This is a genomic window from Streptomyces sp. AcH 505 (assembly GCF_000818175.1).
Taxonomy (GTDB): domain Bacteria; phylum Actinomycetota; class Actinomycetes; order Streptomycetales; family Streptomycetaceae; genus Streptomyces.
In genome coordinates, this window is the sequence record NZ_JTIY01000001.1 from 2,821,227 (window position 1) to 2,833,466 (window position 12,240).

A 12,240-nucleotide genomic window follows, 5' to 3' on the forward strand; every position below is an offset into this window, starting at 1 on the left:
GTACCGGCAGCAGTACGACGCCTGGGCGGGCGGGCAGTTGGCCGAGGTACGCGCGCACAACGCGGGCGTCGCCACGATGGCTTCGGCCCTGCGGGACGGTGAGCCCGAGGCGGTCGTGGACTACTTCTCCGCCGCGCTGTACGCGTCGACCGCCTGGCCCGAGGGGTTTCCGCGCCAGGTGTCGGCCGCCTTCGACCGGGCGGCGGGGCAGCTGGTGCTGGACTGGGAGCTGCCCGGCTTCGACGTGGTGCCCGAGGTGAAGTCGGTGCGGTTCGTGCCGAGTCAGGACCAGGAGAAGGAGACCGCACGTCCTGTGACCCAGCGACGCGCCCTGTACCGGGGGGTGTTGGCGCAGTGTGTGCTGCTGGTGGTGCGGGACCTCTTCGTGGCGGACGAGTTCCGTACGGTGCGGTCGGTCGTCGTGAACGGCTTCGTCGACGACTTCGACCCCGCGACTGGCCAGGAGGCGCGGGTGTATCTGGCGTCTGTCTCAGCCGAGCGCACCGACTTCGACGCGTTGAACCTGGAGCTGGTCAGTGCGGTGGACTGTGTGACGGAGGCGCTGCGCGGCCAGTTGTCGGCGCGCCCGGACCAGCGGGCCGCCGTACGGCCCCCGCGCTTCCCCGATCAGGTGGGTTCGGGGGTGGTGTCGCACGGCGGCGGCCAGGAGCCGGATCTGCTGGCGATGGACCCGGTGGAGTTCGAGCGTCTGGTGGCCGAGCTGTTCCGGGCGCGCGGCATGCAGGCGCTGATGACGCAGCGGTCGAACGACGGCGGGGTGGATGTGGACGCCCTTGACCCGGACCCGATCAGCGGCGGGAAGATCATTGTGCAGGTGAAGCGGTACCGCAACACCGTGCCGCCGACGGCGGTGCGTGACCTGTACGGCACGGTGCAGGGCGCGGGCGCCAACAAGGGTGTGCTGGTGACGACTTCGGGCTTCGGCCCCGGCTCGTACACCTTCGCCAACGGCAAGCCGCTGACACTGGTGTCCGGCGCGGAACTGGTGGAGCTGCTGCATCAGCACGGGCTGCGGGGGCGGTTGGGCGACGGGGCGGGGGCGGGGTCCGACGGTGCTGCGGCGTCGGACGCCGACGGTGTGGCTTCCGACGGCGACGGTGTGGCTTCCGACGGGGGTGGTGACTTCAACACCCTCGGTATGACCTGGGCGGGACCGGTACAGCTCGACGTGTGCGCGCTGGTGTGCCGGGGGAACCGGGTGCTGAGCGACGACCACTTCGTGTTCTTCAACAACGCCCGCACACCTGACGGTTCGGTCAGGATGGTCCCCGCCACGTCAGGGGACCGCGCCGCGATCCGGGTCGGCTTCGACGGGCTGCCGGGAGGCGCCGACCGGCTCGTACTCGTGGCCGCCGTGGATCCGGTGGTGAACCCGGAGGCCGACCTGTCGGGTTTCACGGACGCCGGAATCCGGCTGCGGGACACCTCAGGCGCCGAGTTGGACCGGCTGGACGTCTCGGACGGCCGCCCCGGCGAGACCGCGCTGGTGCTGGGGTCGTTCCGCCGCCGTGCGAGCGGCGACTGGGACTTCGTACCGGGCGGACAGGGCTACCGGGGCGGACTTGAGCAGCTGGTCACGGACTTCGGCATAGAGGTGGAGTGACGGCCCCGGCCATCCGTCACTCCCGCTGACCGGGCGGTCTCAGCGCCCCGAGATCCGGTCCGCCGCCCGTGCGATGCCGTGCGTCGTCGTCGTACGGGCAGTGGACTCGCGCCGGTCCGCGGTGCGGTACGCCGCGTACATGCCGTGGACGCCGAGCCAGCGCAACGGCTCCGGCTCCCACTTGCGCACCTTGTGGTTGACCCAGGGCAGTGTGGTCAGTTCGGTGGGCCCCGACTGGCCGCTGTCCTGCTGGATCAGATCGCGCAGCGTACGGGCGGCGAGGTTGGTGGTCGCGACGCCCGACCCGACGTAACCGCCCGCCCAGCCGAGCCCGGTGGCGCGGTCGAGCGTGACCGTCGCGCACCAGTCGCGCGGCACGCCGAGCACCCCCGACCAGGCGTGGTCGATCCGGACGCCCGCCGTGGTGGGGAAGAAGCGGACCAGGATCTCGCGCAGCGCCTCGATGGTGGCGGCCTGCGTGCGCCCGTCGTTGTCGGTCTTCGAGCCGAAGCGGTACGGGACGCCCCTCCCGCCGAGCGCGATGCGGTCGTCGGCGGTGCGCTGCGCGTACATGTACGCGTGGGCCATGTCGCCGAGGGTTTCGCGGCCGTTCCAGCCGATGGTGTCCCAGAGCGCGGCGGGCAGCGGCTCGGTCGCGATCATCGACGAGTTCATGGGGAGCCAGGTGCGGTGCGCGCCCTTGATCCCGGCGGTGAACCCCTCGGTGCAGCGCAGGATGTACGGGGCGCGGACGGTGCCGTACGGGGTGGTCGCGTGCTTGGGCTTGATTTCCGTCACGGGCGTCGACTCGTGGATGGTGACGCCCAGCGCCTCGACGGCGGCGGCCAGCCCCTTCACCAGCTTGACGGGGTGCAGCCGCGCGCCGTGCGGGGTCCACGTCGAGCCGACGGCTCCGGTGACCCTGACCCGTTCCGCCGTCTCGCGGGCGCCGCGCAGCACCCGGTCGGTCTCGCCGAAGGCGATCTCCACGGAGTGGTAGTCCCTGAGCCGGCTGAGCTGGGCCGGGGTGTACGCGACCTCCAGCACACCGCCCTGGTGGATGTCGGCGTCGATTTTCTCCTCGGCCGCGACGCGCACGACCTCGTCGACCGTGTCGTTCATGGCCCGCTGGAGGCGTACGGCGGCCTCGTGACCGTGGAGCTTGGCGTACCGGTCACGGCCCGCGATCCCGTTGTAGAGCCAGCCGCCGTTGCGCCCCGAAGCGCCGTACCCGCAGAACTTCGCTTCGAGGACGGTGATGTTGAGGAAGGGGACGGCCTTCTTCAGGTAGTACGCCGTCCAGAGACCGGTGTAGCCGCCGCCGACGATGCAGACGTCGGCCGTCGCGTCACCGGGGAGTGGTTCCCGTGGGGCAGGGACGCCGTCCTGCGCGTACCAGAAGGAAATGCCGCCGTTGATCGTGCTGCTCATGTGGGTGTTCGTACACCTGTGCAGGTAGTTGTGTCCAGGAGTGCCGGTTGGGTGGTGCCCGTACCTGGGTGGTGCCCGTACGTAGGATCGAGGCCGTGCTGGACATTCCTGCGGAGCTGGTCGCGACCCAGACGAGGTACCAGGGCGCCGCGGGCCGCGCGTTCATCGCCGAACTGCCGGACCGGGCGGCGCGGTTCCTCGACCGGTGGCGGCTGCGGGTGACGGGGCCCTCGATGTACGGCATGTGCGCGCTGGTGCTGCCGGTGACGCGCGCGGACGGGGTGCCCGCCGTGCTGAAGCTGCAGATCCTGGACGACGAAACCGCCGGCGAGCCGGTCGCGCTGCGCGCCTGGGGTGGCGAGGGCGCCGTACGGCTGCTGGAGTACGACGGGGCGACGGGGACGCTGCTGCTCGAAGCGCTCGACCCGTCCCGTGACCTGTCGCGCGTCGAGATCCGCGAGGCGGTGCGGATCATCGCCGGGACGCTGGCCCGGCTGACGGCGGTCCCGGCCCCGGCGGGGCTGCGGACGCTCGGCGACATCGTGGCCCGGATGCTGGAGCGCGTGCCCGGCGTCCTGCGGGCGGTCGACGACCCCGGCGAGCGGCGGCTGCTCGCGGACTGCGCGGCGGCCGTACGCGAAGTGGCGGGCGAGCCCGGCGACCGGCTGCTCCACTGGGACCTGCACTTCGACAACGTACTGGCGGCCGAGCGCGCGCCCTGGCTGGCGATCGACCCGAAACCCCTTGCCGGCGACCCCGGCTTCGAGCTGCTGCCCGCGCTCCACAACCGTTTCGAGGCGGCCGACGTGCGGTGGCGGTTCGACCTGATGACGGAGGTCATGGGGCTCGACCGGCAGCGGGCAGGCGCCTGGACGCTGGCGCGGGTGCTGCAGATCGCGCTGTGGAAGTGGACGGGCGGGGAGGGACGGCTGGGACCGGACCAGGAGTACGTGGCACGGGCGCTGCTCGCCCCGCGCCGGCGGCCAGGAGCCGCCGCCGGACGTCGGGTGGCGCGCCCGGCGGTCGATCGGGCAGGCTGCGGGCATGATTCGTGACGCCACACCCGCCGACGTCCCGGCCATCCACGCGATGGTCCGTGAACTCGCCGAGTACGAGAAAGCACTGGACGAGGCACGCGCAACGGAGGCGCAGCTGCACGAGGCGCTGTTCGGCGAGCGGCCCGCCGCCTTCGCGCACATCGCGCAGACGCCCGAGGGGGAGCCGGTCGGTTTCGCGCTCTGGTTCCTGAACTTCTCGACCTGGCGCGGGGTGCACGGGATCTACCTGGAGGACCTGTACGTACGGCCCGGCTCGCGCGGCCACGGCTACGGCAAGGCGCTGCTGCGCGAGCTGGCCCGGATCTGCGCCGAGCGCGGGTACGAACGCCTGGAGTGGTCGGTGCTGGACTGGAACGAGCCGTCCATCGCCTTCTACCGGTCGCTGGGGGCGCTCCCGCAGGACGAGTGGACGGTGTTCCGGCTGACGGACGACGCGTTGACCGCGCTGGGAGCCCGGCAGGAGCCGGACGACAGGTCCTAGGACCTGTCGCGCGGACACGACCTAGCCCGACACCGCCGCCGGCTCGCTCGCCTCGCGGCTGCTGGGCGACTTGGCGTTGACCATCAGGGCCCCGATGACCGCGGCGCCCAGCAGGATGATCGACGCCCATGTGATGGCCACGGTGAAGCCGTGGACCGTACCGGTGTTGACGATCTGGTGCTTCGCCGCCGGGGTGAGCCCGCCCTCGCGGGCCGCGGCGGCGAGATGGCTCGTCAGGTACGTGGCGGTGGTGGTCGTCGCGATCGTGTTGAGCAGCGCCGTACCGATGGAGCCGCCGACCTGCTGGGCGGTGTTGATCGTCGCCGACGTGACACCCGAGTCCCGCGGCGGGACGCCCGCCGTGCCGGTGGAGATGGCCGGCATGAAGACGAGACCGAGGCCGAGGCCCAGCAGCAGCGTCCCGGGCAGGATGTGCGACGGGTAGCTGGAGTGGGTGTCGATGAACCGCAGGCTGAACAGCCCGCCGGAGGCCAGCAGCAGACCGGGCACCAGCAGGAAGCGCGGTGGCACGTGCGGCAGCAGCCGGGCGGAGATCTGCGTCGAACCGATGATGAGCGCCGCCGACATCGGGAGGAACGCGAGCCCGGTCCGCAGCGGCGAGTAGCCGAGGATGTTCTGCAGGAAGAACGTCATGAACAGGAACGCGCCGAACAGGCCGATGGTCGTCAGACCCATGACGATCATGGAGCCGCCGCGGTTGCGGTCCCGCACGATGTGCAGCGGCAGCAGCGGCCCGGGGGAGCGGGTCTGCCACCACGTGAACGCGCAGAGCGCCACGACGCCGATGGCGAACATCGTCAGCACGAGCGAGGACGTCCAGCCGTCGGACTCCGCCTCGCTGAGACCGTAGACGATGGCCACCAGACCGCCGCAGCCGAGGATGACGCCCGGGATGTCGAGATGCGCGCCCTTGGCGCCCTCCCGGTCGCTGAGGAGCAGCACGGCGCCGACGACGGCGAGCGCCGCGATCGGCACGTTCACGTACAGGCACCAGCGCCAGTCGAGGTACTCGGTGAGGATGCCGCCGAACAGCAGCCCGATCGCCGATCCCGCACCCGCGATGGCCGCGAAGATGCCGAAGGCCTTGGCGCGCTCGGGGCCGCTGGTGAAGGTCGTGGTCAGCAGGGACAGCGCGGACGGTGCGAGCAGCGCGGCGAAGACGCCTTGCAGGGCACGCGCCGCGAACAGCATCTCGGGGCCCTGCGCCGCACCGCCGATCGCGGAGGCGGCGGCGAAGCCGATCAGGCCGATGATGAAGGTGCGCTTACGGCCGACGAGGTCGGCGATCCGGCCGCCGAGCAGCAGCAGCCCGCCGAAGGCGAGGGTGTACGCGGTGATGACCCACTGCCGGTTGCCGTTGGTCAGGCCGAGATCGCGCTGGGCGGAGGGGAGCGCGATGTTCACGATGGTCGCGTCGAGCACGACCATCAGCTGCGCCGTCGCGATGACGGCCAGCGCCCACCACCGGTGGGCGTCCGGCTGGTCCCCCGAGCCCTGCTGCGGGGCGCCGGGCCGGGAACCGGGCTGGGAGCCGGACGAGGTGTAGGACGGGGTGCCGGACGTGGCGTCGGACGTACTGCCGGTCTGGGAACCGGGGCGGGGGCCGGGCTGTGCGCCGGAGGTCGCCGGATCGCTCATCGGGGTATTCCTCCACTGTGGACAGCGGCCTCTGCCGCGGCAGGGGCTGGGCTTCTACGCAGAGCACCTTTTGCCCAGAACACCATGGATTGTCGGTGTTCGCCCGCGCGGCGCCCGCCGCCACGGCCCCCGGCGGAGCCGTCAGGCCCGGCTGCGGCTGCGGCCCGGTTCCAGGACGACCTTGCCCGTCGTCGCCCGCGTCTCCAGCGACCGGTGCGCCAGAGCGGCTTCGGCCAGCGGGAAGCGCTGTACGGCGGGGCGCACCCGGCCGGCTGCCGCGTCGGCGAGCGCGCGCGCTTCGAGTACGCGCAGGTCGCCGCCCGCCTTCTGGACCATCGGGGGGCCGAGGACGTTACGGGAGGTGATGCCGCGCGCGGCGAGGTCGTCGGCGGTGAAGGCCAACGGCTGCCCGTCCTGGATGCCCTGGCCGGACCAGCCGAAGACGACGTGCTGGCCGCCCGTGGCGAGGAGGTCGACGGCGGCGAGCGCGGTGGGGCCGCCGACGGAGTCGTACACGATCGTGGCGCCCTTGCGGTCGTTCTCGCCGTTGCCTTCGCCGGCTCTGAGGAAGTTCTTGACCTGCGCCGCCCAGTCGGGGGCCGTGTAGTCGACGGCCAGATCGGCGCCGTTGGCGGCGACCTTGGCGACCTTGGCGGGGCCGCCGGCCAGGCCGACGACGGTGGCGCCCACGTTCTTCGCGTACTGGACCAGGAGGGTGCCGATCCCGCCGGCCGCCGCCGTGACGACGACGGTGCTGTCCGGACCGAGGTCGGTGAACTGCAGGATGCCCAGCGTCGTACGGCCCGTGCCGATCATGGCGACGGCCTCGGCCTCGTCGAGCCCGTCCGGCACGGCGTGCAGCCGGGTCACGTCGCAGACGGCGAGTTCGGCGTAGCCGCCGGGCACCATGCCCAGATGGACGACGACGCGCTTGCCGAGCCAGCTCGCGTCGACACCTTCGCCGAGCGCATCGACCGTGCCCGCGACCTCACGGCCGGGGATGGTGGGCAGTTCGGTGGGGACGGGGCGGGGACCAGGGCCGGCCATACCCTGGCGCAGGGCCGTGTCGAGCAGATGGACGCCGGCGACCGCGACGGCGATACGCACCTGGCCGGGGGCGGGTACGGGGTCGTCGGTGCGCTCGTAGCGGAGATTCTCGGCGGGGCCGAAGGCGTGGAGGACGATGGCGTGCATGGCGGGCTCCCTGGGGTTCGGCCGGGCGGTTCGGCGTGACCGTGCGGCCGGGGTTCGGCCGGGCGGTTCGGCCGAGCGGTTCGGCCGGGCTTCCGGATCACGCACCACCCTCCGACCTCAAGCGCGCTTGAGGTCAAGCTGCGCCAGATGGGTCCGCCGCGCGAGATGCCGGAGCGCCAGTGAAGCGGCGGTGATGCCGCTGTTGAACGACACCTCCGAGAGCACCCCGGGCGCCGCCACCTGGTCGCCCGCCAGATAGAGCCCCCGCCCGCGGTCGATGGCGGGCCGGTCGCGCCACGTGGTGCCCGGGTGGTCGACGGCGCCGGTACGGCCGGTCGCGAGGGCGTCGCGCCGCCATACGGTGCGCTCGCGCCAGCCGGGGAACCCCAGGTCGAGCAGGGCCTCGGCGCGAGCGGTGCCGGCCGCCCTCGACTCACCGGGACCGATCGGGAACTGCCCCTGGAGCAGCTGCTCACCGGCGGGCGCCACGGACGGATCCTGCGCGGTGAACCGCTCCAGCCAGCCCGGCGCTTCCAGGTCCGAGATGACGAAGGGCTCGCCCTTGCGGGAGCGCAGCGCGAGGTCGAGCAGTACGGTACGGCCGCTCGTCCAGTGCAGGCTGTCGTCCCCGACGAGCCGGCGGGCCGCGTCCATCGACGTCGCGACGATCACCGGGGTGTCGTCGGGGACGGCGTCGATCCGTACGGTCGTCTCCATCCGGACGCCCAGGTTCCAGGCGCGCGCCGCCATCCGTTCGACGATCTGGCCCCAGCCGCCGACGGGGAAGTGCGCCTCGGGCGGCAGAGCGGCGGCGCGGCGCAGCCGCTCCTGGACGAAGCGGGCGGACAGCGCCCCGGGGTCGTGGTGGAAGAGGGCGACGGCGGCGTAGTGGGCGGCGGCACGCGCGGCGCGGGGGCCGGCGACGGCCGAGGCCCACTCGGTGAAGGAGGTGTCGACCGGGGCCTCTTCGACGGGACGCCGGGTCAGCCGCAGCAGGCTGAGGGGCGGGGTCCTGCGCAGGGCGCCGCCGCGGTGGAAGCGGAAGCGGGAGCCCTCGCGCAGAGGTACGGCGGCGACCGGCCCGAGCAGGTCGCGCTGCCGCAGCCAGGACCAGTGCGGGCCGCGGTTGTAGAGGGCGTGCGGCCCCTCGTTGGTGAGGTAGGGGCCTTCGGCGGTACGGGCCCGGCCGCCGAGGGTGTGATGGGCCTCGTACAGGGTCACCCGGGCGCCTCCCTCGGCGGCGGTGATGGCGGCGGTGAGGCCGGCGAGGCCCCCACCGATGACGCTGATGCGATTCATGACGCGTCGCTCCTACCTGGTCCGGTTGCTCGGTGTTGGGCACGGTGCTGGGACGGTGCTGGACATAGGACGGCCGGGAGGGCGGGGATGTGACATCGCGCGGGTACGGGTATCTGTCGTGTTGTCACGCTGTCCCGCGGTCGCTGCCGACCTCGTTGTCAGTGGCGTGCGCAACGATGGGGGCATGGCACGAAAAACGAACGGCGGACCGGCGAAGGCGCGGCGGGTGGAAGTGCGGCGGGCCGAGGTGCGGCTGCCGCCGCTGTCCCCGTACGGGGGTGGTCTTGAGCCGGACGGTGACTACGACGGGCTGGAGTTCAGAGACCTGGATCTGGCGGGCCAGGAGGGCGCAGGCGCCCGGTTCATCGACTGCGCGCTGCGCGAGTGCGCCCTGGACGAGACGTCGTTCGTCCGCGCCCGGTTCATCGACTCCGTACTGAGCGGGGTGCGCGGGGTCGGCACGGACCTCGCGGGGGCTTCGCTGCGCGATGTGGAGGTGCTGGACGCGCGGCTGGGCGGGGTGCAGTTGCACGGCGCCGTGCTGGAGCGGGTGCTGATCAAGGGCGGCAAGATCGACTATCTGAATCTGCGCAAGGCGAAGCTGAAGGACGTGGTGTTCGAGGGCTGTGTGCTGGCCGAGCCGGACTTCGGCGGGGCCGAGCTGGAGCGCGTCGAGTTCCGCGACTGCGTCCTGCGGCGCGTCGACCTGACGGCCGCTCGGCTGAAGGACGTCGATCTGCGGACGGTCGCGGAGCTGGACATCGCGCGGGGCCTGGACCGGCTGTCGGGAGCGGTGATCAGCTCGGCCCAACTGCTGTATCTGGCTCCGGCGTTCGCGGCGCAGATAGGGGTGCGCGTGGAGGACGGGGTGTGAGATCCCTGTCCCTCGGACGAGGTCCGACGGGCCCGGGGATTTTCGAAGGCCCCGACCTGGGGGGATGGGTCGGGGCCTTCGCGGTGCTCCGCAGGTACGCCGTTTGTGGGGGGAGGAAGCGGTTCACGCTTCCCGGCAGCACCTGGGCAGTCATCGTCTGCCCGAGAGGGCCTGATGTATGTCCTATGAACGCGGAATCGCTGAGGGGAGTCTGTGACCACTTTGTGAAGGATTTGAAAGCGCGTGCGTCGTGCCTGGTCAGGGGTGTGGGGTGGAGTGATTGAGGACGATTCGGAGTCGTGGATTCCGATGATTACGGCGGCTTCGGAGGCGTCGAGACGTGTGGTGACGGCGTGTCGAGAAGTGAGTCGAGGCGCGTGTCGAGTCGGCGTTCAGACGCGCGGGAAGCGGGACTGCAGGTCCCAGACGATCGGGTTGCCGGCGAGACCCTCGTGCATGTCGGAGAGATCGGCGACCAGATCGTGCAGGAAGTCGCGCGCCTCACGGCGCAGCAGGCGGTGACTGAACGTCAGCGGCGGCTCGTCGCCCGGCATCCAGTCCGCCTCCACGTCCACGAGCCCGAACCGCCGCATGAACAGCATGCGGTCCGCCGACTCGGTGAAGTCCAGCTCGGCATGTTGCGGCTTGGCGGCCCGGCTGCCGCGCGGATCGCGGTCGAGCTGCTCGACGATGTCACACAGCGCCCACGCGAAGTCCAGCACCGGCACCCATCCCCAGGCGGTGGACACCTCCCGGTCGGCGCCGGTGTCGGCGAGATACACGTCCCCGCAGAAGAGGTCGTGCCGCAGCGCCCGGACGTCGGCGAGGCGGTAGTCGGTCTGCGGAGGATCGGGGAAGCGACGGGAGAGGGAGTAGCCGATGTCGAGCACGGCCCGATGGTGTCACGCCCCCGCCCTGCCCCTGGCGCCCAGCCCCTCACCTGCGGAAACGCTAGGCTGACGCTGTCGTTCCGCGCGAGGGAGGTCCGCCGTCCGCCGTGACAGTGCTTGTTCCGCTACGCGCCGCAGCGCCGCGCTCTTCGTGGCGGTGGCGGCGCTGCTGGCCGGGTCCGTCTCCTGTACGGGTCCGTCGCCCACCGGCGCCTCCTCGCGCGGCGATGTGCGCGGCAGGCCCGGGGCGGCCGGGGTGGGGGATCCGTACTTCCCGGGGCTGGGCAACGGCGGCTACGACGTCCGGCACTACGGGCTGACCCTCGACTGGGACCCGCACAGCGGCCGGCTCACCGGTACGGCGGAGATCACCGCCCGCGCCACCCAGGACCTGAGCGCGTTCAACCTCGACCTCGCCGGGATGACGGTCACCTCCACGACGGTCGGCGGCGAGCGCGCCGCGAACAGCCGGGCGGGCAGTGAGCTGACCCTGCGGCCGGCGCGCGGGCTGAAGCGGGGGAGCACGTTCGTGACGGTCGTGCGGTACTCCGGCGTACCGAAGCGGATCACCGACGCGGACGGCTCGGCCGAGGGCTGGCTCAGAACCGGCGGGCGGGTGGCGGCGCTGGGGGAGCCGACGGGGTCGATGGCGTGGTTCCCCGGCAACAACCACCCGAGCGACAAGGCCACGTACGACGTCCGGGTGACCGTCCCTGACGGACTGACGGCGGTCTCCAACGGCGAGCTGACGCGCACCGCCCGCGTCGGCGGGGGACGTACGGCCTTCAGCTGGCACTCGCCCGAGCCGATGGCGAGCTACCTGGCGACCGTGGCCATCGGTCCGTACGAGACACACCGGACGGGAGGGACCGGTCCCACGGTCCCGACGTTCACCGCGGTCGATCCGGCGGTGGCGAAGAAGAGCGCGGGGCTGCTGGCGGCGCTGCCCGGGATCGTGAAGTGGGAGGAGCGGATGTTCGGTCCGTATCCCTTCTCGTCGACGGGCGTGATCATCGGCCGCGAGCAAGACGCGCAGTACGCCCTGGAGACGCAGACCAGGCCGTTCCTGCCGGGCCCGACGGATGTCAGCACGTTGGTGCACGAACTGTCCCACCAGTGGTTCGGCGACTCGGTGACCCCGAAGTCATGGCGGGACATGTGGCTGAACGAGGGGTTCGCGACGTACGCGGAATGGCTCTGGAGCGAGAGGACGGACCACAAACCGGTCGCCGAAAGCTTCGACGAGGCATACGCCGACAACACGAACTGGACGTTCCCCCCGGCCCGCCCCCGCTCGGCGGCCGACGTCTCCCAGCCTCCGGTCTACGGCCGGGGCGCGATGGTGCTCCAACGGGTCCGACTGGCGGTGGGAGACGCGACGTTCTTCCGCATCCTGCGCGACTGGCCGCAGAAGCACCGCCACGGCAACGCGTCGACGGCGGACTTCACGTCGTACGCGGAACAGGAGTCGGGCAAGAACCTCGCCGGGGTATGGAAGACGTGGCTGTACGGGTACGGGGGGACGAAGCCGGGACGGGGGGGACGGGGGCGGGGGTTAGGGCGGCGTGGGCCGGGGCTCCACGGGGGAGCTGGGCTCGTGGTGGCGGGTGCTTTGCCGGGTGCGGGTGCCGCGCGGCAGTTGCATGGGGGGACTCGGGCCGCCTCGGCGTCCACCCCCGCCGGTGGTCGGCTGAGACTCATGCCCCGCTGGTCCGTGTCAGGGCGCATGG

9 protein-coding genes and 1 pseudogene are annotated in these 12,240 nt (G+C 72.1%); 5 read left to right on the forward strand and 5 right to left on the reverse strand.

Annotation, left to right across the window (positions count from 1 at the left end):
• The coding region (locus HY68_RS12990; protein WP_041988322.1) for a restriction endonuclease at window positions 1-1,624 on the forward strand (1,624 nt) is incomplete at its 5' end.
• A gap of 39 nt (window positions 1,625-1,663) precedes the next feature.
• Here HY68_RS12990 and HY68_RS12995 read toward each other — a convergent pair.
• A complete protein-coding gene (locus HY68_RS12995) occupies window positions 1,664-3,055 on the reverse strand; it encodes an FAD-dependent oxidoreductase (RefSeq protein ID WP_041988324.1) in 1,392 nt (463 codons plus the stop codon).
• A gap of 95 nt (window positions 3,056-3,150) precedes the next feature.
• Between HY68_RS12995 and HY68_RS13000 the strand changes: the two genes are divergently transcribed.
• Both HY68_RS13000 and HY68_RS13005 read left to right on the forward strand, forming a co-directional pair.
• Entirely contained in the window at window positions 3,151-4,110 is a 960-nt protein-coding gene (locus tag HY68_RS13000) for an aminoglycoside phosphotransferase family protein (protein ID WP_078863927.1), read from the forward strand.
• The gene (locus HY68_RS13005; RefSeq protein WP_041988326.1) at window positions 4,100-4,594 is read left to right on the forward strand and encodes a GNAT family N-acetyltransferase; all 495 of its coding nucleotides are present in this window, start codon (window positions 4,100-4,102) and stop codon (window positions 4,592-4,594) included. Before HY68_RS13000 ends, HY68_RS13005 begins: the two co-directional genes overlap by 11 nt.
• A gap of 21 nt (window positions 4,595-4,615) precedes the next feature.
• Here the strand turns inward: HY68_RS13005 and HY68_RS13010 are convergent, their stop codons facing one another.
• The 3 genes from HY68_RS13010 to HY68_RS13020 all read right to left on the reverse strand — a co-directional run bounded on the left by HY68_RS13010 (window position 4,616) and on the right by HY68_RS13020 (window position 8,746).
• Window positions 4,616-6,253, reverse strand: coding sequence for an MFS transporter (locus HY68_RS13010; protein WP_078863582.1), 1,638 nt, complete (start codon window positions 6,251-6,253; stop codon window positions 4,616-4,618).
• Between the two features lie 141 nt (window positions 6,254-6,394).
• Window positions 6,395-7,447 carry a zinc-binding dehydrogenase gene (locus HY68_RS13015; RefSeq protein ID WP_041988329.1) on the reverse strand — a complete coding sequence of 351 codons (1,053 nt, stop codon included), beginning with the start codon at window positions 7,445-7,447 and terminating at the stop codon, window positions 6,395-6,397.
• 117 nt (window positions 7,448-7,564) lie between these two features.
• On the reverse strand, window positions 7,565-8,746 hold the full coding sequence (locus HY68_RS13020) for an NAD(P)-binding protein (protein WP_041988331.1): 1,182 nt from the start codon (window positions 8,744-8,746) through the stop codon (window positions 7,565-7,567).
• Window positions 8,747-8,930: 184 nt separating this feature from the next.
• On the opposite strand from HY68_RS13020, the gene HY68_RS13025 reads away from it, so the two are divergent.
• The gene (locus HY68_RS13025) at window positions 8,931-9,620 is read left to right on the forward strand and encodes a pentapeptide repeat-containing protein (RefSeq protein ID WP_041988334.1); all 690 of its coding nucleotides are present in this window, start codon (window positions 8,931-8,933) and stop codon (window positions 9,618-9,620) included.
• A 392-nt stretch (window positions 9,621-10,012) separates the two neighbouring features.
• Here the strand turns inward: HY68_RS13025 and HY68_RS13030 are convergent, their stop codons facing one another.
• A complete protein-coding gene (locus HY68_RS13030; protein WP_041988336.1) occupies window positions 10,013-10,510 on the reverse strand; it encodes a hypothetical protein in 498 nt (165 codons plus the stop codon).
• Between the two features lie 169 nt (window positions 10,511-10,679).
• Here HY68_RS13030 and HY68_RS13035 point away from each other — a divergent pair.
• Window positions 10,680-12,053: pseudogene (locus HY68_RS13035) on the forward strand (M1 family metallopeptidase); the annotation flags it as partial.
• Between the last annotated feature and the right edge of the window lie 187 nt (window positions 12,054-12,240).

Bases quoted from the DNA above. Each gene is read 5' to 3' on its own strand.
- HY68_RS12995 (WP_041988324.1), bottom strand. From the start codon at position 3,055: ATGAGCAGCACGATCAACGGCGGCATTTCCTTCTGGTACGCGCAGGAC.
- HY68_RS13005 (WP_041988326.1), top strand. From the start codon at position 4,100: ATGATTCGTGACGCCACACCCGCCGACGTCCCGGCCATCCACGCGATG.
- HY68_RS13010 (WP_078863582.1), bottom strand. From the start codon at position 6,253: ATGAGCGATCCGGCGACCTCCGGCGCACAGCCCGGCCCCCGCCCCGGT.
- HY68_RS13015 (WP_041988329.1), bottom strand. From the start codon at position 7,447: ATGCACGCCATCGTCCTCCACGCCTTCGGCCCCGCCGAGAATCTCCGC.
- HY68_RS13020 (WP_041988331.1), bottom strand. From the start codon at position 8,746: ATGAATCGCATCAGCGTCATCGGTGGGGGCCTCGCCGGCCTCACCGCC.
- HY68_RS13025 (WP_041988334.1), top strand. From the start codon at position 8,931: ATGGCACGAAAAACGAACGGCGGACCGGCGAAGGCGCGGCGGGTGGAA.